Genomic DNA, 23,810 nt, shown 5'->3' with positions numbered 1-23,810 from the left:
GAAGAACAAGAGACATGGCACTTATCGCTCGCGACGTACTCGGCATTGCCGTACTGCTGCTCATCGCCTTTATCTTTTCGACCAATCGTCGCGCTATTCGCTTACGGACTGTAAGTAGCGCGTTGCTCGCGCAATTCTGCATTGGCGCATTCATTCTGTTCGTGCCGCTCGGCAAGACGATTCTCGCGGCCGCCGCGACCGGCGTGAATAACGTGCTCGGCTACGGCAATGCCGGCATTGAATTCCTGTTCGGCGGACTCGTGCAGGCGAAGATGTTTCAGGTATTCGGCGACGGCGGCTTTGTGTTTGCGGTGCGCGTGCTGCCGGCCATCATCTTCGTGACGGCGCTCATTTCCGTGCTGTACTACCTCGGCGTGATGCGCTGGATCGTGATCGTACTCGGCACTGTCTTCCAGAAACTGCTTGGCGTGTCGAAGCTCGAATCGTTTTCCGCTGTCACCACGATCTTTCTCGGGCAAAGCGAAATGCCCGCGGTCGTCAAACCGTTCACGCGCGACATGACGGGTGCCGAACTATTCGCGGTGATGTCGAGCGGCATGGCCGCGGTCGCGGGCTCGGTGCTCGCAGGTTATGCGGGACTCGGCGTGCGAATTGAATATCTGCTCGCGGCGTCGTTCATGGCCGTGCCCGGCGGACTGCTGTTCGCCAAGATCATTCATCCGTCGACGGAACCGAGCCGCGTTCATCTCGACAACCTGAACTTCGACGAAAAGCGTCCCGCCAATGTGATCGAAGCCGCGAGCTCCGGCGCGACCGTGGGACTCAAAATCGCCGTGATGGTGGGCGCGATGCTGATCGCATTCGTCGGACTCATCGCATTGCTCAACGGCCTGGTGGGCGGCATAGGCGGCTGGTTCGGCCACCCGGATCTGTCCATGCAATCCATCCTCGGCACGGTGTTCGCACCGCTCGCGTGGCTGATCGGCGTGCCGTGGAGCGAGGCCGCGATTGCCGGCAATTTTCTCGGGCAGAAGATCATTCTCAACGAGTTCGTTGCATACGCATCGTTGTCGCCCTATCTGAAGGATGCCGCGAGCGTGAGCGCAGCGGGCCTGCAGGCGCTCGATCCGCGTACGCTTGCTATTCTGTCGTTTGCGTTATGCGGCTTTGCGAACTTTGCGTCGATCGCGGTGCTGACGGGCGGATTTAGCGCCGTCGCGCCGGAACGACGCGCCGAAGTCGCGCGCTACGGCTTGCGTGTGGTGCTCGCGGCAACGCTCTCGAATCTGATGAGCGCGACCATCGCGGGCATGTTCATTACGCTCAATTGATTCGAGGACGTCTCGCATGAACATGGAACAACTGTTGGAGCGCGCGGGTGCCGCGCGAGAAAAGGCCTATGCGCCGTATTCGAAATTCAAGGTCGGCGCTGCGTTGCTGACGAAAGACGGCCGCGTATTCGACGGCTGCAATGTGGAGAACGCGTCGTATGGTTTGTGCAATTGCGCTGAACGTACCGCGTTTTTCAGCGCGATTGCAGCGGGCTACCAGCGCGACCAGTTTGCCGCGCTAGCCGTGATCGGCGACACCGATGGGCCGATTGCGCCCTGTGGTGCGTGCCGCCAGGTGATCATTGAACTCGGCGGCCCCGAGTTGCGCATTCGACTCGGCAACCTGCATGGCGCGACGCGTGACACGACCGCGCGCGAACAACTGCCGGACGCGTTCTATCTATGAGCAGGCACAAGGTGATTTACGACACCGACCCCGGTGTCGACGATGCGATGGCGCTCGTCTTCCAGGCGCTGCATCCGGATATCGAACTGCTCGGATTGACGAGCGTATTCGGCAACGCGACGATCGAGACGACCACGCATAACGCGCGCTTTCTCGCGGGCCGCTTCGCGCCCGGCGTGCCGGTCGCGCGCGGCGCCGCGGCTCCGCTCAAACGCGCCGCGCCGCAGCCGCTCGCGTGGATTCATGGCGACAACGGCCTCGGCAACATCGTGCTGGGAGACTCGCCGGCTGCACCGCTCGACCCGCGGCCCGCGCACCGGTTTATTATCGACAGCGTGCGTGCGCATCCCGGCGAAGTCACGTTGCTGGCCGTCGGCCCGCTGACCAATCTCGCGCTCGCGCTCGCCGACGATCCGCAGATCGCGCCGCTCGTGAAGCAGGTAGTCGTGATGGGCGGCGCGTTCGGCACCGAGGGCGTGCTCGGCAACGTGACGCCCGCAGCCGAGGCCAACATTCTCGGCGACCCCGACGCCGCCGACATCGTGTTCGGCGCGCCGTGGCCTGTGGCCATCGTCGGGCTCGACGTCACGCAGCGCACCATCATGAGCCAGGAGTATCTTGCGTCGATCCGCGATCGCGGTGGCGCCGCGGGCCAGTTCATCTGGGACGTATCGCGGCACTACGAGGCGTTTCATCAGCAAAGCGCGCAGTTAAAGGGCATTTATGTGCACGACTCGTCGGCGGTCGCGTATGTGCTTGCGACGCATCTGTACACCACGCGCAGCGGTCCGGTGCGCGTGTTGACGGAAGGCATCGCCGTCGGCCAGACGATCCAGAAACCGTCCACGATGCCGGTGCCCGCGCCTGCGTGGGACTCGCGGCCCGCGTGCAAGGCATGCGTCGGCGTCGACGCGGCCGGCATGCTCGCGTTATACGAGAACACGCTCTGCGCGAAGCCGTGAGCATGTGCGCTTGTCCGGTGCATTGCGCCAATCTTTGCTACATTGCTTCGAGCGACGACATTCATTCGAGAGGCCAAAGATGCGAATTCTGGTTGTAGGCGCGGGCGCCGTGGGCGGCTACTTCGGCGGACGGCTCGCAGCGGCGGGACAGGACGTCACTTTTCTCGTGCGCGCGGGCCGGGCGGACAGGCTTCGGCGCGACGGACTGGTGATCAAAAGCGCGCGCGGCGATCTTACGCAGCGTGACGTGAAGACGATTCTGGCCGGCGTGAACGCCGAACCGTTCGATGTCGTGCTGCTGAGTTGCAAGGCATACAGTCTCGACGATGCAATCGATTCGTTTGCACCGCTCGTCGGCGAATCGACTGTGATTCTGCCGATGCTGAACGGCATGCGTCATATCGACGTGCTCACGCAACGATTCGGCGAAGCGCGCGTGCTCGGCGGCCAATGCGTGATTGCGGCCACGCTCAACGCCGATCAGCAGATCGTGCATCTGAACGACACGCATGCGGTCACGTTCGGCGAACTGGCGGGCGGCGTCTCCGAACGCGTGCAGGCGATTGCCGACGCGATGGCCGACGCGAACTTCGACGTCGTGGTCAGCGAGAACATCTTGCTGCGCATGTGGGAAAAGTGGGTGTTCCTTGCGACGCTCGCGGCGAGTACATGTTTGATGCGCGGTTCGATCGGCGAGATTCTTTCCGCACCGGACGGCAAGCGCGTGATCGAGAATCTGCTCGCCGAGGCCCGCGCCGTTGCGCAACATCACGGCTTTACGATGGCGCCGGATTTCGATGCGCGTGCCACGCAAATGCTTTTCACGCCGTCGCCGCTTACCGCTTCCATGTTGCGCGATGTAGAGAACCACTCGCACACCGAGGCCGATCATATTCTCGGCGATCTGATCGCGCGCGGCGGCGAAGCGCAAAAGAGCGAGCAGAGTTTGTCGTTGCTGCGCATCGCGTATAGCCATCTGAAGACGTATGAGGCAAGGCAAACGCGTACCTCGTGACGTAGTGAAAGTGAGCGTGAGTGGTGAGTCGTGAGTCGTAGCCCCATGACCGGAGGAGGTCAACATGCCGGCTCCAATCGGATCGGTGCCCGCGCTTAGCGCTGCGTCGGCGACCATCTTCTCGATCGGTATCGCGTTTCTCGGCTATTGGGGAATGTATGAGCCGACCGGCTGGCGGGTAGCGGACGTGATCGTGTTCATCCTCGCGCTACTCGGCTTCGGCTGCCTCGGGCTCGTACCGTGGATGGCAACGACGCCCGTCGAACCCGAAACGAGCGACGTGAAAATACGCATTGCGCGACATCTGTTTCTCGGCGGCGTAGCGGCGATCTGGCTTGCGGTGGCGGTGTCGGTCATCTTCTAAAACGCATTCGCGCGCAAGAAAATCGCGCGCCTCTATGCAACGAGGCGCGCGATTTTTCATTTATGTCGAAGCACGAACCGCTGCGCTCACCGTTCGATCTGCCGGTTCCAGCGCGTGTCCCACTGCGCGCGATGCGCGTTGATCGTGTCCCAATCCACCACCGTCACCTTGCGCACGAGGTCTTCCAGATTGCCGAGGCTTTGCTGCATTGCCGGCGTCATCTTCGCGAGACGGTTGGTCGGAATCTGCTTGCCCGCTTCGGCGGCTTTGGTCTGCGCCGGCGCGGACAGCAGGAATTGCGCGAGCTTTTGCGCAAGCTGCGGATCGGGGTTGTTGTTGACCACGCATAGATCGACGAGCAACAGCACCGGACCTTCCTTCGGATTCACGTAAGCGACCGGAATGCCCTTGTCGGAGAGATCGCCGACGGCAGTCGGCGTCAACGGAAAGAGACCCGCTTCGCCGGTCTGCACCATCTCCGAAATCTTCGCCGAGTTCGGCACGTATTCGACGACATTCGGGCCCACCGTGCTTGCCCATTTCGTGAAGCCGGGTTCGACGTTCTGCTCGCTGCCGCCCATCAAACGGTTGATCGCGAGAAAGCCGTGCAGGCCGAACGTGCTGCTCGACGCCGACTGGAACACCACCTTGCCCTTGTACTTGGGATCGGCGAAATCCATCCATGAAGTAGGCGGCGCCCAGCCTTTCTCGGCAAACAGCTTCTTGTTGTACGCAATGCCCGTCATGCCGAGTTGCACGCCCGCGCCCATGTCGTCCTTCATGCGCGCAAACGGATAGAGTTCCTTGAGCACCGGCGAATCGTCGAGCTTCTTGCATACGCCCATGCTCACGGCACGCGCCATCACGCCGTCATCGAGAAACACCACATGAATTTGCGGACTTGCCTTGTTCGCGAGCAGCTTGGCAAGAATGTCCGACGACGTGCCCGGCACGACCACCACTTTCACATTGTTCGCTTTCTCGAAGTCGGGCAGCACCTGGCTCGTATAAGCCTTTTCCATCGGCCCGCCGTTCATGCCGATGTAAATGGTTTTGGTCTGCGACCACGCAGGCGCTGCCGCGCCGAATGCACACAAGGCGGCGAGTGCCGCGATCGTTCGGAACAGTTTCATTGATGATCTCCAGGTTTCGTGAATGTGGTGTTCAAGCGTGGTTCTATGCGACGGATGACGTAGCAAGCTGCGCAAAGCGGCCAATCGAAAACGCGTCGAGAGGCGTGGCCGTGGCGCCGTCGATGACGAGATCGGCGAGCACTTCGCCGACACCGGGCGCGAGCAGAAAGCCGCCGCCCGAAAAACCGAATGCATGCAGAAGACGCGGCACCGCGCGGCTCGCTCCGATGATCGGATTGTTGTCGGGCGTCTCGCCTTCCACGCCGCTCCATGTGCGGATCAGGAGCGCCTCGCGCAGCGCGGGCAGCAGCGCGCACGCATCGCGCATCACGGCCCGCGTGGTTTCCGTCGACGGCCGGCCGTATTCGCCATCGCCACTGCCGCGTCCGCCGCCGATCACGCAATTGCCGCGCGCCACTTGCCGCGCATAGATGCCGCCGCCATATACGCCGAGGTTGTGCGTGATGAAAAGCGGCAACGGCTCGGTGACCCACATGTTCGGATAGATCGGCTTCATCGGCGCTCTTTCGCCGAAGTAGCCGGCAACGGTATTGGCCCACGCGCCCGCGCAATTGATCAGCCAGTCCGCGCTGATTTCTTCATTGCCGGCGCGCATCTGAAAGCGTCGGCCGTCGTGACGAATGTCGCCCAGTTCGGTTTGCTCGCGCACGTCGGCGCCCGCGGCACGCGCGGCGCGTGCGAACGCGGGCGAGACGAGACGCGGATTCGCATGACCGTCGCTCGCACACAGCGAGCCGCCAATCGCCGCTTCGCCAAGCCACGGATAGCGTCGCCGAAACGACTCGCCGCTTAGCAACTGCGCATGCAGTCCGTATTCGCGCGCCATGCTGGCCCATTGCTCGAGCGCGGCGAGATCGCTTTCGCTGCGCGCAAGCCGCAAATGTCCCGACACGGTGAATTCGCCGTCGATGCCGATCAATTCCGGCAAGCGGTCCCACACGCGCCGCGCGCGCATCGCGAGCGGCATCTGTTCGACGGGACGGCCCTGGCAACGCACGCCGCCGTAGTTCACGCCGCTTGCCTGCGCGCCGCAAAAACGCCGCTCGATTAGAGCCACGCGCAAGCCGCGTTTCGCAAGCGCCAATGCCGCCGACGAACCGACAAGTCCGCCGCCCGCAATCGCGACGTCGTAGTGCACGGCGTCACTCATCGCGCGCCTCCTCGGGAATCTCCGCGACGTCGTCCGCATAGAGCGCGGGCGACAGCGGAATCGGCTTGACCGGCGGCTGGCTGCGCAGACGGCCAACCGCTTCGAGCGGCCGGCCGGTTTCCTCGGCAAGCAGTTGAAGCGCCGCCTCGCCGCACATGCGGCCCTGGCAACGTCCCATGCCGACGCGAGTGAGCGCCTTCAGGCGATTGATCTCGCTCGCCTCGCCGCCGCGGATACAGTGCCTCAACGTGCCCGCGTCGATTTCTTCGCAGCGGCACACCGTCATATCGTCGAGCCACTGCGCCGCGCAGTTCGCGGGCGGCGCGAAAGCTGTTTCGATGCCCGCGCGAAAGACGGCGATACGTTGCAGGCCGCGTTCGAGCGATGCGGCATCGGCCATGCCGGGTCCGCGCGGATGCGCGATGCCGAGGTCGTCGAGCAAGGCTAACGCGGCGCGGCGTCCGGCGAGCTCGGCGGCGTCGGCGCCCGCGATGCCCGCGCCGTCGCCGGCCAGATAGATGCCGCGCACGGAGCTGCGTCCGGCGGGATCGAGTTCGGGCAGCCAGCAGCGATTGAGCGCGTCGAAGCGGAAGCGGCAGCCCGCGAGATCCGCAAGCTGCGTTTCGGGCTTGAGGCCGAAACTAACGCCGACCGCATCGCATTGTATTGATTCGGATGGCGAACTAACAGAAGAGCCGCGCCATTCAATCGACTTGACATTCAGTGCGCCGCGAATGCCGACCAACTGCACGCCGCGCTCGATGCGTATCCCGTGTGCCTTCAACCAACCCACGTAATACAGACCCTTTGCGAACGTCGACGGAACGCGGATGAGTTTCGGCGCGGCTGCGATCTGCCGCGAAAAAGGGCTTGTGTCGAGCACGGCGGCCACCTGCGCGCCGGCCTTTGCATACTGATAAGCGACGAGATACAGCAACGGTCCCGTGCCCGCCAGCACCACACGCCGGCCGATTACACAGCCTTGCGCCTTCAACGCGACCTGCGCCGCGCCGAGCGTGTAGACGCCGGGCAACGTCCAGCCAGGAAGCGGCAGAACGCGGTCGGTCGCGCCGCTTGCAATGATCAAATGCGAGAACGGCACGCTGACTTCGCGCCCCGCGGCGAGCGTATCGAGGCGGCCCGCTTCGCAAGCCCATGCCAGTGTGTCCGGGCGATAGTCGATGTGCGGCAGCAGCGCGGCCATCGTCGTATGCAACGCGTCGGCCTTGTGCGCCTCGAAACCGTACAGTGTTTTCTTCGAGCGCTCGAAGCCGCCGTTGGCGGGCGGCTGGCGATAAATCTGTCCGCCCCAACGCGCGTTTTCGTCGATCACGATAGGGCGCACGCCTGCCGCGACCAGCGTTTCGGCGGCGCGCACGCCGGCCGGTCCCGCGCCGACAATCACCACGCGGCGAGCGTCGTTCATGGCGCGTCTCCGCTGATTGCGGCATCCGCCGAACGGTTGCGTGTCAGCACGCGCATGCCGTCCGTGACGAGCGTCGAACAGGCTCGCACGCGCTTGCCTTCCTCGGTGCGCATCCAGCAGTCCTGGCATGCGCCGATCAGACAGAAGCCCGCGCGCGGCGCGCCGCTGAATTCGCTGTCGCGCACGCGGCGCTGTTGCATCAGCACGGCGGTCAGCAACGTATCGCCTTGCAGCGCGGAGACTTCATCGCCGTCGATATAAAAGCGCAGCGGTTCGCGCCGCGTTTCGGCCACGCGCACGAATTGGGGCTCGCGCGCGGACGTTGAAGGGTGAGATGACGGCAAGTTGGACGGCATGAGAGCGTGAGCGGAAGAAGACATCAGTGCTGGCCGATCAGAATGCGATTGAGCCCATACACGCGATCGAGCAGCAGCATCGCGCCCGCGGTAATGAAGATCACGAGCGCGGACACGGAGGCCATCATCGGGTCGATGGATTCGGTCGCGTACATGTACATGCGCACCGGCAGCGTGACCGTTTGCGGCGAGGTGACGAAGATCGACATCGTCAGTTCGTCGAAGCTGTTGATGAACGCAAGCAGCCAGCCGCCGGTGATGCCAGGCAGAATCATGGGCAGCGTAATGCGGCGGAACGTGGTCCACGGATCGGCGCCGAGCGAATGCGCGGCGTGCTCGACGCTGCGGTCGAGGCCGCTGACCGAGGCGAGCACGAGTCGCATCACGAACGGCGTGATGATGATCATGTGCGCGACGATCAGCCACGTGAACGAGCCGGTCGCACCGATCATCGCGAAGAAGCGCAGCAACGCGATGCCGAGCACGAGGCCGGGAATCACGAGCGGCGAGAGCAGCAAGCCATTCAGAAAAGCACGGCCCGGAAAGCGCGCGCGGCCGATCGCGAGCGCGGCGGGCAGCGCGACGATCAGCGAGAGCGTCGCCGATGCAAACGCGAGCTTCAGGCTATTGACGAATGCCGCGATGAAATCGGGGTAATTGAGGATCGCGCGAAACCAGCGCAGCGACACGCCGTGCGTCGGCAACGTGAGCGTTTCGTCGGGCGTGAACGCAACCAGCACCACGATCACGAGCGGCGCGAGCACGAACGCAATGACGAGCGTGTGGAAAATCAGCGCAACAGGACCGTTCTTTCTCATGATGTTCTCGCGCAGCCGTTGTACGTTGTATCAACCGAGGCTTCTGGTGTACCTGCGTTCCAGAACCCGGTAGTAAGTGAGCATCACGATCAGGTTCGCGACCAGCAACAGCAGCGCGATGGTCGCACCGAGCGGCCAGTTCAGCGAGCCGAGGAATTCGTCGTAGACGGCGGTTGCGGCCACTTTCAGGCGACGTCCGCCGAGCAGGCCCGGAATCGCAAATGCGCTTGCCGACAAACCGAACACCATCAGGCTGCCCGACAGAATGCCCGGCGTGAGTTGCGGCAACACGATGCGGCGCAGGGTGGTCGCGGGCGATGCCATCAACGAGAGCGCGGCGTTTTCCGTTTGCGGATCGAGCTTTTGCAAGGCGGTCCACACGGGAATCACCATGAACGGCAGCATCACGTGCACAAGTGCGATGACAATCGCGAACGTCGTGTATTCGAGCTTGTACGGTCCAAGGCCGATCAGACCGAACGCCTGGTTCACGAGACCACTGCTGTTGAGCAACATGCTCCAGCCGAACGCGCGCACTACAACAGAGACGAGCAGCGGCGCGAGAATCACCAGCAGAAACATCGAGCGATACGGATCGCGCATGCGCGACAGCACGTAAGCCTCGGGCGTGCCGATCACGACGCACAGCAGCGTGACGAGAAACGCAATGCCGAACGTGCGCAGAAAGATCGCGTGAAAATACGACGAGCCGAGTACTTCCGCGTAATTGCCGAACTGGAATGCGGCGATCGGGCCGCTTGCCGGATCGAAGCGATAGAAGCTCAGCACCAGTGTCATCAGAAGCGGCACCAGCACGAGCGCGACGAACAGCAGGAACGCGGGCAGGCACATCAGCCAGAGCGGCACGAATGCGCGCCACGGCGCGCGCCTTGCGCTTGCGGATGCCGTCTTGCCGTCTTCCGTTGCGGGCAGCGTGCTATCCATGCTGCGCATCCCGTTGAATAAAGCGGATCGCCTCGCTGTTCCAGTCGACGCCGACCGCCGCGCCTTCGGGCAGCGGCTCATTGCCTTCGTTCTGGCAACACACCAGCACTTCGCCGAGCCGGCTGTCGAGCCGGTAAAGCCACTGGCTGCCGAGGAAGAAGCGGCTCGTCACGGTGGCGCTTACACGTCCCGCATCCGGCGCGCACAGGCGCAGTTTTTCCGGGCGAATGCACAGCGTCACGGCGTCGCCTGGGGCGATTACACGCTCGCGCGCCGGCAGTTGCGCGGTGCGTCCGGTTTCGCACAGATCGTGTCCGAGGTCGATGCGGATCGCGTCGCCGTCGCGCGCGATCACCGTGCCGGGCAGCATGTTCGCCTTGCCGATGAACTGCGAGACGAAGCGATTCTCGGGCCGCTCGTAGGCTTCATACGGCGTATCGATCTGCGTGATGCGGCCCGCTTCCATCACGACCACGCGGTCGCTGATCGACAGCGCTTCGGACTGATCGTGCGTGACCATGATCGTCGTCGTGCCGATTTTGCGTTGAATGCCGCGCAGTTCGAACTGCATGTCCTCGCGCAGCTTGGCGTCGAGATTCGACATCGGTTCATCGAGCAGCAGTACCGGCGGCGCGATGACGATGGCGCGCGCAATCGCCACGCGTTGCCGCTGACCGCCGGACAATTCGCGCGGAAAACGATGCGCTAGCGGATCGAGCCGCACGAGCGACAGCGCTTCGCGCACGCGCTCCTTGCGCTCCGCCCTGTCGATGTTGCGCATTTCCAGCCCGAAGCCAACGTTGTCCGCCACGCTCATATGCGGGAACAGCGCGTAGCTTTGAAACACCACGCCGAGGCCGCGCTTGTTCGGCTTCATATGCGTGATGTCGCGGCCGTCGAGCGTGATGCGTCCGCGTGTCGTTTCGAGGAAGCCGGCGATCATCTGCAACGTGGTCGTCTTTCCGCAACCGGACGGCCCGAGCAGCGAAACGAACTCGCCTTTTTCCACCGACAGGTTGACGTCCGCGACCGCCTGAAGCTCGCCGAACGATTTGCCGACGTCTGTGAGTGTGAGGAAAGACATGGGTGTGGCCTTTGAATGCCTCGATGGAGCCGACTCTAGCCAGCCAAATTACCGGGCGTCAATTGCGAATTCCGGTTGACGATATAAGTTTTGTAAAAATTCCGGTAGTCGGAATACTCGCGGCGGCACCGCGCCGAATCGTTCCGCTGCGTGAGCTTGGGAGAATCCCTACGTCTCCACGTTAACGTACAACACGGAACGAAACTCGGGCATCATTTCGCTGCCGGACGACACGCCTTATAGTGTTCCGGTCAATGGAATAAACGAGAGTCTGAACGATGAATGCTGCCGTCAAACGAGATCTCAGCCAGAACGTCGATGAAACCGGTGCGGCGCCCGGCACCGGAATGCTGGAGCGCGCCTTTGCCGTGATTCGCGCGTTATCCGAAGCGCAGCCGGACGGCGCCCGCGTCACGCGTCTCGCGAAAGCGGTCGGGCTCACGCAAGGCACGGTGCATCGCATCCTGCAGGCGTTGATCGCGGAGGGCATCGTCGAACAGGACGAGGGCTCGAAGCTTTATCGGCTGAGCGTGAACTTCTTCGCGCTCGCGGCCCAGGCGGGCAATCCGAGCGGCATGCGTACGCTATGCCGTCCCGCGTTGCTGAGATTGTGCGCGAGTTTGGGCGACACGATTTTTCTGCTCGTCAAAAGCAGTTTCGACGCAGTGTGTCTCGACATCTGCGAAGGGCCGTTTCCAATCCGCTCGTTCACCGGCGATATTGGCGGACGCGTGGCGCTCGGCGTGGGGCAAGGGAGTCTCGCGATTCTCGCGTTTCTGCCCGAAGCGGAGCGCGAGGAAATCATCCGCTTTAACGTGCCGCGCATTCGCGGCTATGGCGTGCTGGACGAAGTGTATTTGCGCACCGAGATCGAACGCGTGCGGCAGCTGGGTTATGCGGGCCGCAATAGCGGCGTGCTCGACGGCATGGCGGGCGTGGCCGTGCCGATTCTCGACCGTACCGGCGTGGCCGTCGCAGCGTTGAGCGTCGGCACGCTGGCGGCGCGTTTGAGCGACGACCGCCTGCCGATGGTGGTGGAGTTGCTGCGCCGTCAGGCCGAGGCGATCGGCCCGCAAACCAATCCGTTCGACGTCGCGTTGCGCCGGCCCATGCACGGCCTCTCGCGCGCGATGACGAGCGTGCGTATTGCGGGCTCGGAGCAGGAATAAAAAGTACGACGCGCCGCGCCCGCATGGTCGGCGTCACGTGCCGACATGCGCAACGTGACGCCTTCTATCGCAGCGCAAACGCGCGGCGCTCAGAACACTTTCACCGGCACATTCACCACGAGGCGGTACTCCATGTTGTTACCGTCCGAGTAGTAATCGCTGCCGTTGTGCCACATCGCGATGAACGTGACCTTGGTGTCCTTGAAGCGGCCGCTCTGCAGCGTATAGCTCGGAATGAAGCCGAACTCGTGATGATGGCCGTGCACCGGCTGTCCGTTCTTCCAGTACAGATCATGCAGCGCGGCGCTCGGCGACGCGTTCTCCGCAGCTCCCGCCGATGCGTCCGCGCCCCAGCCATATGCACCCCACAACATCGCCTTGAGTCCGGACACGCCCGCGTATTTTCCGTCGAACGTATAGCGCAATTGCAGCGATTGCTCGTGCGGTGCGTTGTAGTCGACATCCATCGAATTGGTCAGGTAGATGCCGTTGGTCTCGTTCACATAGTCGAAGAACTGGTCGCCGAGCACCTGCTGATAGCCGAGCAACAGCGCATGCGGCCCATGCTGCGCGGACACGGAAAGGCTATACGCATTGCTGTTGATGTGCCCCTGACGCGACGCGCCGGTGTCGTGCGTCGAGTAGATGTTGGCGAGCCCGCTCCACTTGATCGTGGTCGGGTCGCCGAACGACTGCGCGACCGAACCATAGTATTGACGCCAGACATCGTCGGCCTGATCGACGTAGAGCGCCATCTCGCCATTCTTCGCATAGTGCCAGGTGCCGCCGAGATACGTGACACGGTCGATGCGCGTGCCGCCATACGAAGTGGTCAGATTGCTCAGATTCGTGTGGCCGCGTGCATCGACCTTGGTGAAGCTGCCGGCCTCGAGCGTCGTGTGAGCAAGATCGTTGCTGACGAGCGAGACGCCGAGAAAAGTCGGCGGCAGCGCGCGGTTGTCGTGCGGTTCGAGAAACGGATTCGTTACGTCCTGCAAGCCATATTTGACGACCGTTTCGGAGATGCGTCCCTTGATGTCGTACATGCCTGGATAGGCCCACGCGAGCTGCTGCGAGCCGCCGCCGCTCTTGCCCACATGCACCATGTTGCCCGCGCCGTTGCCGCCGTCGAGCTTGAGCGCGCCGAACAGCGACGCATCCACGCCGAAGCCGACGAGCCCTTGCGTGAAGCCCGATTCATAGTTGACCTGCGCGCCTTGCACCCACGCATGACGATAGGTGTTAGGCGGCGCCTGGAAGTAGTCCGCGTAGTTGCGGAACTGCAGATTCAGATGACTATCGGCGATGAAGCCCTTGCTTGCCGCCTGGCTCGACGGCGGTGTCGGCGGAAGAACGGTTTGCGAAGCCTCGGCGTTGACGATGGCGTTCGTCGTATCCGGCTGGTCGTTGCGAAGCTGGCCGCCCTGATCCGCGCGGCGCTTGTTCGCGGGCTGAGCCTGCGTCACTTGCGCGGGCGACGACAACGTTTGCGCGACAGGCGCAACGTTGCTTGCGTCGGACGCGGGCTGCGTCACGCTGTCGTCGGCGTACGCGTTGGCCGCGATGGCGAGCGCGGGAAGGGTGAAGGCACAGCAGATCGCGGCAGTGAGTCCGGACTTTTTTGACCGGTTTTTTGTTGGGTTATGTTTCATTGGGAATGTCTCGACAGTTGTTATTGAAACTCTGGCTGGCGCTTAGCCAGTCCATGCTGATCGCTCGTCATGCTGATGACATGACGAGCGAATCCCACGGCGTGACGTAAGCGCCGCGCCGGTGAATGAGGTCGTTGTCTTAAAGGCCGCTGGCTTTAGCCGTCGCCGACACGAATGCAGGCCACCCGTGTCGCGCTCGCGCCGTGCGTGACGGGCTGGGGAATTTGCGCCGCGCAGGCGTCGATCGCGTCCGGGCACCGTGTTCGAAATGCGCAGCCCGACGGCGGATTCAACGGCGAAGCAATCTCGCCGCGCAACAGCAGATGGCGACGCGCGCGCTCCACCGTCGGGTCAGGCACCGGCACGGCGGAGAGCAAAGCGCGCGTGTACGGATGAAGCGGCGTGCGATAAACGTCGCGCTTGTCGCCGAACTCCATCACGCGTCCGAGGTACATCACGAGCACGCGGTGGCTAATGGCTTTCACGACCGCGAGATCGTGCGCGACGAACAGCAGTGACAGCGACAACTCGCGTTGCAGATCGCGCAGCAGGTTGACGATCTGCGCCTGGATCGACACGTCGAGCGCGGAAACGGGTTCGTCGCAGATCACGAGTTGCGGCTCGGAGATCAGCGCGCGTGCAATGCCGACGCGCTGACACTGGCCGCCGGAAAACTCGTGCGGATAGCGGCGCAAATGCTGCGCGTTGAGACCGACGCGTTCGAGCATCGTCAGAACACGGCGCTGCACGTCGGCGCGCGCGAGGTTCCTGCCATGCGCGATGAGCGGTTCGGCGACGATCTGTTCGATCGTCATGCGCGGATCGAGCGACGCGAGCGGGTCCTGGAAAATCATCTGCACGTCGCGGCGCAACAGCGTGGTGTCGCGTCGCGCGGCGGGCAGCACCGTTTCGTTGCCGAGCCAGCGCACGCTGCCGCTTGCCACCGGCGCGAGTCCGATGATCGCGCGCGCGAGCGTCGACTTGCCGCAACCCGATTCGCCGACGAGGCCCACGGTTTCGCCGCGCCGCACGTTGAACGACACACCGTCCACGGCGCGCAGCATGGTCTTGCCCGACCACGGATACGCGCCGCGCGGCACGCCGAATTGCACTTTCAGTTGCTCGACCGAGAGCAGCGTCGTGGCTTCGCCGCTTGCAATGGAAGTCGCGTTCATACGTGTTGTGCCTCCAGAATTTCGCTCACGGGACGATGACAGGCGCGACGTGCTTCTGGATAACCGTCCGCTGTAACGAGTGACGGACGCGACTCGCGGCACACGTCCTTGCAATACGTGCAGCGCGGCGCGAATGCGCAGCCCGCGACGATTTCGCCAGGCAGCGGCGGATTGCCGGGAATGGTTTGCAACGGGCGATCGTCGCCGCGGTCGCTCATGTCATCGCTCGTCAAACGCGGCAATGCGTTGAGAAGGCCGCGCGTGTACGGATGCGTCGGCGCCGCGAAGAGCGCTGCGGCGCTCGCCTGTTCGACGGTCTGGCCGGCGTACATCACCATCACGTCGTCGCACAGGCCGGCCACGACGCCCATGTCGTGCGTGATCAGGATGATCGCGGTGCCGCGCTCGCGATTCAGTTCGCGCAACAGTTCGATGATCTGCGCCTGCACGGTCACGTCGAGCGCGGTGGTGGGTTCGTCGGCGATCAGAATTTCGGGCTCGGACAGCAGCGCCATCGCGATCATCACGCGTTGCCGCATGCCGCCGGAAAACTCGTGCGGATACATGCCGATGCGTCGCGGCGCATCGGGAATTCGCACCGATTCGAGCGCTTCGACCGCGCGGCGGCGCGCTTCACGGCGCGTCATCTTGCGATGCAGTTGCAGCGTCTCGGTCATCTGCCGCTCGATGGTGAGGAACGGATTGAGCGACGTCATCGGGTCCTGAAAGATCATGCCGATGCGGTTGCCGCGAATCCTGTTGAGCTCGCTTTCCTTCATCGCGAGCAGATTGTCGCCGCGATAGCGCGCTTCGCCGGACACCTTGCCGTTGCCCGCGAGCAGCCCGAGCATGGCCATCACCGTCTGGCTTTTGCCCGATCCCGATTCGCCGACAATGCCGAGCGTGCGGCCCGCTTCGAGTGAAAACGACACGCGCTGCACGGCGTCGACCGGCGCGCCTTCGCGGCGCGTAAAGCGCACGCTGAGATCTTTGACTTCGAGTAGCGGCATGTCAGCGGTCCTTCGGATCGAATGCGTCGCGCAGACCGTCGCCGACGAAATTCACGCAGTAGAGCGCCACGCACAGCATCACGGCCGGGCAGAGCAGCAGCCACGGCATCGATTCGAGCTTCTGCGCGCCGTCCTGAATCAGCACGCCCCAGCTTGTCATGGGTTCCTGCACGCCGAGGCCGAGGAACGACAGCACCGACTCGGTGAGCACGATGTTCGGCACGGTGACGCTCGCGTACACGACCACGACGCCAAACAAATTCGGCACGATATGGCGCGCGATGATCGAGCGCGAACTCACGCCGATCGCTTTCGCGGCGTCGATGAATTCGCGCGAGCGCAGCGACAGCGTCTGCCCGCGGACGACGCGCGCCATGTCGAGCCACGAAAACGCGCTGATGGTGAGCACGACGAGATAGAACGCGCGGCCGAACATCGTCATCATCAGAATGGCGATCAGCATGTAGGGGATCGCGTACATCATGTCGACGATGCGCATCATGACCGCGTCGACGCGTCCGCCGAGATAGCCCGCGGTCGCGCCGTACGCGACGCCGATCAGTCCCGACACGAGCGTGCCGAGGAGGCCGACTTCGAGCGACACGCGCCCGCCTTGCAGTGTGCGCGCGAGCAGATCGCGGCCGAGTTCGTCGGTGCCGAACCAGTGCATGTTTTGCAGCGTGGGCGGCAGGCTGATCGCGGACCAGTCGCTGTCGATGGGACCGTTGGGCAGCAGCCACGGGCCCGCGACACACGCAATCACGATCAGCAGCAGCACGACCGAGCCGGCGAATGCGGCGCGATTGCGCACGAAGCGCGCGGCGGCGGTGGCGAGCGGGCCGCGCGAACGCGGAGCGTTTGCAATGGCCGCGAGCGGATCGAGCGCCGCGGCAGCCGGTTGAAGAGAGCGGGCCATGATCAATACCGGATACGCGGATCGAGCCACGCATACGCGAGGTCGACCAGCAGATTGAAGAGCACTGCGACGGCCGTGGTCAGCACCACGAGGCCGAGCACGAGCGTGTAGTCGCGATTGATCGCGCCGTTGATGACCAGTTGCCCGAGGCCCGGCAGCGCGAACACCGATTCGGTGACGACGGCTGCGGTGATCGACGAAATGCACACCGAGCCGAGCAGCGACACGACAGGCATGAGCGCGGGCTTCAGCGCGTGGCGCAGAACGATCGTGCGGCCGGGCAAGCCCTTCGCGCGTGCTGTGCGAATGAAGTCGCCGGTCAGCACTTCGATCATGCTGCCGCGCATCACACGTGCAATGGCGGCGACGTTGATGAACGTGAGCAGCACGATCGGCAGCACGCGGTAACGCCATTCGCCTTCGCCCCAGCCGCCCGCAGGCAGCCAGCCGTGGCCGTCGGACGTCTTCAGCAGGACCGCGAAGATCCACACGAGCACGGGCCCGAGCACGAACGGGGGCACCACGTTGCCGATATTGCCGAGCACCATCACCATGTGATCGACGAAACGGTCGCGCCGCACGGCGGCGAGCGTGCCGAGCGTCACGCCGATGACCAATGCGATCGGCACCGACACACCGCCCACGCCGAGGCTAACGGGCAACGCTTTCCACACGAGGTCGTTGACCGACCAGTCGGCATAGCGGAACGACGGCCCGAGATCGCCGTGCAGCAGCGAACCGAGGTAGTGCAGATACTGCAGCCACAGCGGTTCGTCGAGCCGATACTTCGCGTTCAGGTTCGCGAGCACGGCCGCCGACAGTTGCTTGTCGGTGTCGAACGGCCCGCCCGGCGTGAGATGCAGCAGCAGATAGCACGCGGTGATCACGGCGAGAATCGTCGGGATCGCCCACAGCGTGCGGCGCAGCGTATAGGCCAGCATGTCGATGCTCCGCGTTTAATGCTTGATCAGATACATGTCCTGCGTGGCGCGCTGATCGACGTAGTTGGTCGACGTGTAGCCGCCTACATACGGCTTCACGAGCCGCACCGCCGAGTACTGAAAGAGCGGCACCATCGGATAGTCGTTCATCGCCATGTCGTGCGCCTTGGTGAGCAGGGCCGTGCGCTTTGCGTCGTCGAGCTGCTGGTTGGCTTCGTCGACGGTCTTGTCCACTTGCGGATTGCAGTAGCGCTGATCGTTCTGCACGCTGTGGCAGCGGATCAGATCGAAATACGACATCGCGTCGTTGTAGTCGACGAACCAGCCATCGCGCGAAGCCTGCACCTTGCCGTCGTGGCGCTGTTTAAGCAGCACCTTGTATTCGACGTTTTCAAGCTTCGCGGTAACGCCGAGCTTGCTGCGCCATTCGGATGTCGCGAAGAGCGCGACCTTCTTGTGCAGATCGTTCGTGTTGTACGTGAGCGTGAAGGTGAGCGGCTTCGCATCGGAATAGCCCGCGCTTTTCAGCAGATTGCGCGCATAGTCGACGCGCTTTGCCATCGGCCAGCTTGCCCATTCGGGCTTGAAAATATCCGCGCCTTGCGTGCCCTTCGAGATGAGGCCGTACATGGGCAGCTCGCCGTCGGCGGTCAGGCGCTGCGTGAGCAGATCGCGGTCGAGGACCATCGACAGGGCCTGACGCACGCGCTTGTCCTTGAACAGCGGATCTTCGTTGTTCAGGCTGTAGTAGTACGTCGCGATCTGCAGGCCGGTCTTCAGCTCGCCGCCGAACTGCTTGCTCACCTGCGCATAGATGCCCGACGGAATCGAATACGTGTAGTCGAACTGGCCGGCCTGATACATGCGCATTGCCGTTTCGTCGTTTTCGATCGGCAGATAGGTCACTTTGGTGATCACGACCTTGCTTGCGTTCCAGTACGTCTTGCTCTTTGCGCCGACGAGCCGGTTACCCGGCTGCCAGTCGGCCAGCATGTACGGACCATTGCCGACGAAATTGCCCGGCCGCGTCCAGTCGCCGCCGAACTTCGTCACGACGTCGCGGTTGACCGGCGCCATTGTCGTCATCGCGGCCAGTTGCGGGAAGAAAGCGGCGGGCACCTCGGTGGTGACTTCGAGCGTGTACGGGTCGGCTGCTCGAACGCCGAGGCTCGAGAGCGGCGCCTTGCCCGCGAGAATCGCCTTGCCGTTCTTCACGAACTCGACCAGCACCGTGTATTTCGAGCCGGTCTTCGGATCGAGCACGCGCTGCCACGCATAGACGAAATCGTTTGCGGTGACGGGCTGGCCGTTGCTCCAGCGCGCGTCGTGGCGCAGCTTGAAGACCCACGTGTCGGGCCCCGTGCGCGTCCACGATTGCGCGACGCCGGGCACGATCGCGCCGGCCGCGTCGATGCGCGTGAGGCCTTCGAACATGTCGAGCCCGATGGTGTTGCCGGTCCACGATTCGATGTGCGCCGGATCGAGCGACTCGGTTTCGCCCGGCACCTGGCGGGTCATTTCCTGGCTGGCGGCGAGCGTGACGCCGGCCGGCACGGTGACGGCAAACGCCGAAGAAGAAAGCGAAGACGTCAAGGTAAGGACGAGCGCACTCAGCGCCGTCGCGTAAGCAAACGGGGTTTTCATCGGTTCGGAATCGCAGGAAAGGTCGGGAGAAGAACGCGCCGGCGCTAAAGCGCCTTGCTATCTGCTTTGTTCGGGCCTGGGCGGCCCTTGTTGTTTGTCAGACATGCAGGAATCCTTACATTTAGTAATGCAGGCTGTCCTGCCGGATGAACCGGAAAACTAGCCTGCTTCTTTAAAACAGTCTCGGTGTGCCGACCCAGACGACCACCGACTCCACGCGTGCGGTATTCGCCCAGCTATGCGGCACAGTCGATTCGTAATGCGCGCTGTCTCCTGCGCGCAACACGAAGGTCTTGCCTTCCAGCGTCAACGACACTTCGCCGTCGATCACATACATAAACTCTTCGCCGGCATGCGTCGTGACTTCCGAACGCTTTTGTCCGACCGGCATCTTCACGAGGATCGCCTCGAGCTGGCGGCCGCCCGTCACGTTCGTCAAACGGGCGAACAGATTCGCCGAGTCCGCGAAGCCAAAAAACTTCAGCTGATCGCCGCGGCTGACCGAACGCTCTTCGCTGGGCGTATCGACGAAATACTGCACCGTCACCCCGAGCGCGTGAGCGATGCCCGCCAGCGACGTGATGGAGGGCGACGCTAGGCCCCGCTCCACCTGCGACAAAAACGGCTTGGAGATACCCGCCGCAGTTGCCGTGTCGTCCAGCGTGCGCTTCAGCCGTTGCCGCAACGCGCGAATCTTGCTGCCTACTTCGAGTGCCGAATTGCTCTTATGAATTGTCGTGACCATAGCAGGAGGAAATTAGCCCGTCAAAATTTGTTTGATATAAGCAAATATGGTTTGATGGCGCCTTGCCGGGACTGCGGGCCTGAGATCCCGGCTTCAAACGCAACGCCTTTTTCGAGACAACACGCTATGTTGCCAGAAGCTAACAGCCGGTCCGCCGATCCGACGGGCGACGCGAAAAGCCGCGCTTCGATTCAGACAGACGTGCGGCGACTTTAGGCAGTGTCCGCATCCATGCATTGTGGATATGAGCGCGGCCGGCGCACGACACGAAACGCAAGCTTGCGCATGCAGCCGAACAACGCATGGCCGTCCAGCCGTTTTTGCAATCCGATGATTCACGGCGCGCGGCAGTTTGCCGACAGCCCCACTATTTGAAACAAGAGGTACTCGATGGATTCACCACAACGCCCTGAAGCGCAGGTCTCGCAGACGCGCTCGTTTTCCACGGTCTTTCTGATCGAAATGTGGGAACGCTTCGGCTATTACGGCATGGCCGCGTTGCTCGTGCTGTTCATGATCGACAAGCTGCATTTCGCGGACAGCCACGCCACGCTCACGTGGGGCGCGTTCACGGCGCTCGTGTACGCATCGCCGTCGATCGGCGGCTGGATCGGCGACAAGATTCTCGGCACGCGACGCACGATGATCTTCGGCGCCATCGTGCTCGCGGCCGGCTATCTGATGCTCGCGCTGCCGAACGATCAGCTCGCGTTCATGTATGCATCGCTGGGCGTGATCGTCGTGGGCAACGGGCTTTTCAAGGCGAACGCGGCCAATCTCGTGCGGCGCATCTATGAAGGCGACGACGCGCGCATCGACAGCGCGTTCACGATCTACTACATGGCGGTCAATATCGGCTCGACGGTGTCGATGCTCGCCACGCCGTGGATCAAGGACCATTGGGGCTGGCACGCCGCGTTCGCCGTCTGCTGTGCGGGGATGCTTTTGTCGGTGGCGAATTACTTCGTGATGTTCCGCACGCTGGCGCATATCGGCTCCGCGCCCGATGCCGAGCCCGTGCGCTGGAAGCGCGTCGGCGCGATTGCGCTCGGCGGCATTGCGCTCGGCGCGATCGCGATGTTCGTGCTGCAGCACAAGGCCATTGCGGTGGCTTGCGTGTACGCGGCGGGCCCCGCGATTCTGGCGATTTTCGGCTACATGCTGCTCAAGTGCGAGCGCTCCGAACGCGCGGGTCTGGTGGCCGCATTGATCCTCACGGCGCAGGTGATCCTGTTTTTCGTGTTCTATGTGCAGATGTCGACGTCGCTCACGCTGTTCGCGCTGCGCAATGTCGATCCGCGCTTCTCGCTGTTCGGCGCGACGCTGTTCACCTGGAGCGCGGCGCAGTTCCAGGCGCTCAATCCGATCTGGATCATGCTGCTGAGTCCGCTGCTTGCGCTGCTGTATACGCGGCTCGCGAAGCGCGGCAAGGACGTTCCCGTCGCGGCGAAATACGCGGTCGGCTTTGCGGTGGTGGCGGCCGGCTTCTTCGTCTACGCGGCAAGCGGCCGCTATGCGGTGGAAGGGCGCGTGTCGTCGTGGTTCATGGTCGGCGGCTATGGCTTGTACTCGCTCGGCGAACTGCTGGTGAGCGGCCTCGGCCTTGCGATGATCGCGCGCTACGTGCCCGCGCGCATGAGCGGCTTCATGATGGGCGCGTACTTCGTGGCGACTGGCGTGTCGCAGTATCTGGGCAGCGTGGTCGCGAATTTTGCGCAGATGCCGGCCGGCGACATGCATCCGCTCGAATCGTTGCCGCTCTATACGAAGCTGTTTACCGGCCTGGGATGGCTCGCGGCCGCGGGTGCGCTGGTCGCCGTGCTGCTGTTGCCGCTGATGCGCAAGCTCTCGCGCGAGCATCAACGATGCAGCGACGCTTCGCGTGACGACGCCAAAGAGCACGCTGCACGAAGCGGCGCGGTGGCGCAGTAACAAGCCCGCCGGCGCGTTCAACTGGCGCTTGCCATACGTCTCGCGGAAGTATCATGGCGATGACATAACAGGTAGCCAGCAGGTAGCAGCCAGAATGGAAATTCACATCGCCGTCGAAGGCCATCACGATCTCTCCGGACAGATCTATCGGCAACTTCGCGCCGGCATACTCGAGGGGCGTCTCGCCGGCGGCACGCGCCTGCCGTCCACGCGCGATCTCGCGACGCAACTGGGCGTGTCGCGCAAGACGACGCTCGACGTCTTCGAGCGGCTTCTCTCCGAGGGTTATCTCACCGCGCGGGCCGGTTCGGGCACCTTCGTCGCCGACGGGCTCGAGCGCTTGCCGACCGAGCGCTCGCCGCATGCGCGCGCGGCCGACTCGTCGCGCGATCGCGAGCAGGCGACGAAGGACGCCGTGCGCGCCCAACCGCTGTGGGACCAGATGCCCGACAGCTTGCCGTTGCCGCGGCCTTCGGTTGCGTCGCCCTACGATTTCGTCGGCGGCGCGATCGACAAGACGCTCTTTCCGTTCGACGTCTGGCGCCGCTGCGTGAATCACGCGCTGCGCGCGCAATCGCGCGGCCCCGGAACATACCGCGACGCTGCCGGCGAACAGGAACTGCGGCTCGCGATTTCACGCTACCTCGCATTCAATCGGGCGGTGTCGAGCAACTGGGAAGAGGTGATCGTCACGCAAGGCGCGCAGCACGCGCTCGATCTGCTCGCACGCGTCACGCTCGGTCCGGGCGAAGTCGCGGCCATCGAAGACCCTGGCTATCCGCCTGCGCATGCGTGCTTCGCCGCGACCGGCGCACAGGTGGCGCACGTGCCGGTGGATCGCGAAGGTTTGATCGTCGGCAAGCTGCCGGACAATGCGCGGCTCGTCTATGTGACGCCGTCGCATCAGTTTCCGCTCGGCATGCCGATGAGTCTCGAGCGTCGCGTCGAACTGCTGGAATGGGCGCAAAAACGCGGCGCCGTGATCATCGAAGACGACTATGACTGCGAGTACCGTTTCGAAGGCCGGCCGATGGAGCCGTTGAAAAGCCTCGACCGTGCGGGACTCGTCGCCTACGTGGGCACCTTTTCGAAAACCATCTTCCCGGAGTTGCGGGTCGGCTATGTGGTGCCGCCCGCGTCGCTATACAAGCCGCTTTTCAAGGCGCGGCAAATCGCGGACTGGCACGGCTGCACGCTCACACAAACGGCGCTTGCATCGTTCATGCTCAACGGCGATTTCGCCAAGCACCTGCGGCGCATGCACAAGACCTACGCGGCGCGGCGCGCGACGTTGCTCGCGCATCTGCAAGGCGATCTCGCGCCGTGGTTCGAGCCGATCGTGCCGACGGCCGGCATTCACCTGGCCGCGCACCTGAAGGCGCCGTTGACCGAGCAGGTTCTGGTGGCGGCGGCGAGCGAGGCGTCGATTGGTCTGTATGGACTCGCGCCGTTTTACCAGCGCGCAAAACCGCGGCCCGGTCTGATTTTCGGCTACGGCAGCATCGCCGGGCAGCATATCGACGCAGCGTTGACGAAGCTCGCGGACATCCTGCCAGGCATCGCCTGATAGCGCGCCTGGACCGCGGCGCGACGTCATGGCGTTGCAACGGCCAACATCGCGCGGCCAATGCGGAGTTACCCGAAGCGTTAAAAA

The 23,810-nt window shown here is 63.4% G+C and carries 22 protein-coding genes; 8 read left to right on the top strand and 14 right to left on the bottom strand.

Annotated elements, in window-relative coordinates:
* The first annotated feature begins 14 nt into the window (after positions 1–14).
* The 5 genes from CUJ91_RS27815 to CUJ91_RS27795 all read left to right on the top strand — a co-directional run bounded on the left by CUJ91_RS27815 (position 15) and on the right by CUJ91_RS27795 (position 4,039).
* Positions 15–1,292 (top strand): NupC/NupG family nucleoside CNT transporter, encoded by a 1,278-nt coding sequence (locus CUJ91_RS27815; RefSeq protein ID WP_114157657.1) that lies wholly within the window; start codon positions 15–17, stop codon positions 1,290–1,292.
* Positions 1,288–1,698 carry a cytidine deaminase gene (locus CUJ91_RS27810; protein ID WP_482811981.1) on the top strand — a complete coding sequence of 137 codons (411 nt, stop codon included), beginning with the start codon at positions 1,288–1,290 and terminating at the stop codon, positions 1,696–1,698. The genes CUJ91_RS27815 and CUJ91_RS27810 overlap by 5 nt, the downstream gene beginning before the upstream one ends.
* Positions 1,695–2,660: a nucleoside hydrolase gene (locus tag CUJ91_RS27805; RefSeq protein WP_114157656.1), complete on the top strand. Its 966-nt coding sequence runs from the start codon at positions 1,695–1,697 to the stop codon at positions 2,658–2,660. Before CUJ91_RS27810 ends, CUJ91_RS27805 begins: the two co-directional genes overlap by 4 nt.
* A 79-nt stretch (positions 2,661–2,739) precedes the next feature.
* The gene (gene panE, locus CUJ91_RS27800; protein ID WP_053860028.1) at positions 2,740–3,675 is read left to right on the top strand and encodes a 2-dehydropantoate 2-reductase; all 936 of its coding nucleotides are present in this window, start codon (positions 2,740–2,742) and stop codon (positions 3,673–3,675) included.
* A gap of 64 nt (positions 3,676–3,739) precedes the next feature.
* Positions 3,740–4,039: a hypothetical protein gene (locus CUJ91_RS27795; RefSeq protein ID WP_029966700.1), complete on the top strand. Its 300-nt coding sequence runs from the start codon at positions 3,740–3,742 to the stop codon at positions 4,037–4,039.
* An 86-nt stretch (positions 4,040–4,125) separates the two neighbouring features.
* Here CUJ91_RS27795 and CUJ91_RS27790 read toward each other — a convergent pair whose 3' ends face one another.
* From CUJ91_RS27790 to CUJ91_RS27760, 7 genes are read right to left on the bottom strand one after another with little or no spacing between them, the layout of a single operon-like run.
* Positions 4,126–5,172, bottom strand: coding sequence for an ABC transporter substrate-binding protein (locus CUJ91_RS27790; protein WP_006049508.1), 1,047 nt, complete (start codon positions 5,170–5,172; stop codon positions 4,126–4,128).
* Positions 5,173–5,215: 43 nt separating this feature from the next.
* Positions 5,216–6,343: an NAD(P)/FAD-dependent oxidoreductase gene (locus tag CUJ91_RS27785; protein ID WP_114157655.1), complete on the bottom strand. Its 1,128-nt coding sequence runs from the start codon at positions 6,341–6,343 to the stop codon at positions 5,216–5,218.
* Complete coding sequence (locus CUJ91_RS27780; RefSeq protein ID WP_114157654.1) at positions 6,336–7,769, bottom strand: NAD(P)/FAD-dependent oxidoreductase; 1,434 nt, start codon at positions 7,767–7,769, stop codon at positions 6,336–6,338. The genes CUJ91_RS27785 and CUJ91_RS27780 overlap by 8 nt, the downstream gene beginning before the upstream one ends.
* Positions 7,766–8,125, bottom strand: coding sequence for a (2Fe-2S)-binding protein (locus CUJ91_RS27775; protein ID WP_044021109.1), 360 nt, complete (start codon positions 8,123–8,125; stop codon positions 7,766–7,768). Before CUJ91_RS27775 ends, CUJ91_RS27780 begins: the two co-directional genes overlap by 4 nt.
* A gap of 23 nt (positions 8,126–8,148) precedes the next feature.
* Complete coding sequence (locus CUJ91_RS27770; RefSeq protein WP_029966695.1) at positions 8,149–8,943, bottom strand: ABC transporter permease; 795 nt, start codon at positions 8,941–8,943, stop codon at positions 8,149–8,151.
* Positions 8,944–8,973: 30 nt separating this feature from the next.
* Positions 8,974–9,888: an ABC transporter permease gene (locus CUJ91_RS27765; RefSeq protein ID WP_114158086.1), complete on the bottom strand. Its 915-nt coding sequence runs from the start codon at positions 9,886–9,888 to the stop codon at positions 8,974–8,976.
* On the bottom strand, positions 9,881–10,972 hold the full coding sequence (locus CUJ91_RS27760; protein ID WP_114157653.1) for an ABC transporter ATP-binding protein: 1,092 nt from the start codon (positions 10,970–10,972) through the stop codon (positions 9,881–9,883). Before CUJ91_RS27760 ends, CUJ91_RS27765 begins: the two co-directional genes overlap by 8 nt.
* Positions 10,973–11,250: 278 nt before the next feature.
* Between CUJ91_RS27760 and CUJ91_RS27755 the strand changes: the two genes are divergently transcribed.
* Positions 11,251–12,141, top strand: coding sequence for an IclR family transcriptional regulator (locus CUJ91_RS27755; RefSeq protein ID WP_006049501.1), 891 nt, complete (start codon positions 11,251–11,253; stop codon positions 12,139–12,141).
* A gap of 89 nt (positions 12,142–12,230) precedes the next feature.
* Here the strand turns inward: CUJ91_RS27755 and CUJ91_RS27750 are convergent, their stop codons facing one another.
* The 7 genes from CUJ91_RS27750 to CUJ91_RS27720 all read right to left on the bottom strand — a co-directional run bounded on the left by CUJ91_RS27750 (position 12,231) and on the right by CUJ91_RS27720 (position 20,224).
* On the bottom strand, positions 12,231–13,793 hold the full coding sequence (locus CUJ91_RS27750; RefSeq protein WP_114157652.1) for an OprD family outer membrane porin: 1,563 nt from the start codon (positions 13,791–13,793) through the stop codon (positions 12,231–12,233).
* A gap of 155 nt (positions 13,794–13,948) precedes the next feature.
* Positions 13,949–14,968: an ABC transporter ATP-binding protein gene (locus CUJ91_RS27745; RefSeq protein ID WP_114157651.1), complete on the bottom strand. Its 1,020-nt coding sequence runs from the start codon at positions 14,966–14,968 to the stop codon at positions 13,949–13,951.
* A complete protein-coding gene (locus CUJ91_RS27740) occupies positions 14,965–15,978 on the bottom strand; it encodes an ABC transporter ATP-binding protein (RefSeq protein ID WP_114157650.1) in 1,014 nt (337 codons plus the stop codon). Before CUJ91_RS27740 ends, CUJ91_RS27745 begins: the two co-directional genes overlap by 4 nt.
* Before the next feature lies 1 nt (position 15,979).
* Positions 15,980–16,894 (bottom strand): ABC transporter permease, encoded by a 915-nt coding sequence (locus CUJ91_RS27735; protein WP_114157649.1) that lies wholly within the window; start codon positions 16,892–16,894, stop codon positions 15,980–15,982.
* 2 nt (positions 16,895–16,896) lie between these two features.
* Positions 16,897–17,835, bottom strand: a complete 939-nt coding sequence (locus tag CUJ91_RS27730) for an ABC transporter permease subunit (RefSeq protein ID WP_114157648.1) — start codon at positions 17,833–17,835, stop codon at positions 16,897–16,899.
* A 15-nt stretch (positions 17,836–17,850) separates the two neighbouring features.
* Positions 17,851–19,479 carry a peptide ABC transporter substrate-binding protein gene (locus tag CUJ91_RS27725; RefSeq protein WP_006049495.1) on the bottom strand — a complete coding sequence of 543 codons (1,629 nt, stop codon included), beginning with the start codon at positions 19,477–19,479 and terminating at the stop codon, positions 17,851–17,853.
* 172 nt (positions 19,480–19,651) lie between these two features.
* Positions 19,652–20,224 (bottom strand): helix-turn-helix domain-containing protein, encoded by a 573-nt coding sequence (locus CUJ91_RS27720; RefSeq protein WP_006049494.1) that lies wholly within the window; start codon positions 20,222–20,224, stop codon positions 19,652–19,654.
* Positions 20,225–20,614: 390 nt separating this feature from the next.
* Between CUJ91_RS27720 and CUJ91_RS27715 the strand changes: the two genes are divergently transcribed.
* Together CUJ91_RS27715 and pdxR are read left to right on the top strand one after the other, a co-directional pair.
* On the top strand, positions 20,615–22,156 hold the full coding sequence (locus CUJ91_RS27715; protein WP_114157647.1) for a peptide MFS transporter: 1,542 nt from the start codon (positions 20,615–20,617) through the stop codon (positions 22,154–22,156).
* A gap of 94 nt (positions 22,157–22,250) precedes the next feature.
* Complete coding sequence (gene pdxR / locus CUJ91_RS27710; protein ID WP_029966681.1) at positions 22,251–23,723, top strand: MocR-like pyridoxine biosynthesis transcription factor PdxR; 1,473 nt, start codon at positions 22,251–22,253, stop codon at positions 23,721–23,723.
* Positions 23,724–23,810 lie beyond the last annotated feature (87 nt).

The organism is Paraburkholderia graminis (assembly GCF_003330785.1).
Taxonomy (GTDB): domain Bacteria; phylum Pseudomonadota; class Gammaproteobacteria; order Burkholderiales; family Burkholderiaceae; genus Paraburkholderia; species Paraburkholderia graminis.
This window is presented reverse-complemented; position numbering and strand designations above follow the sequence as displayed.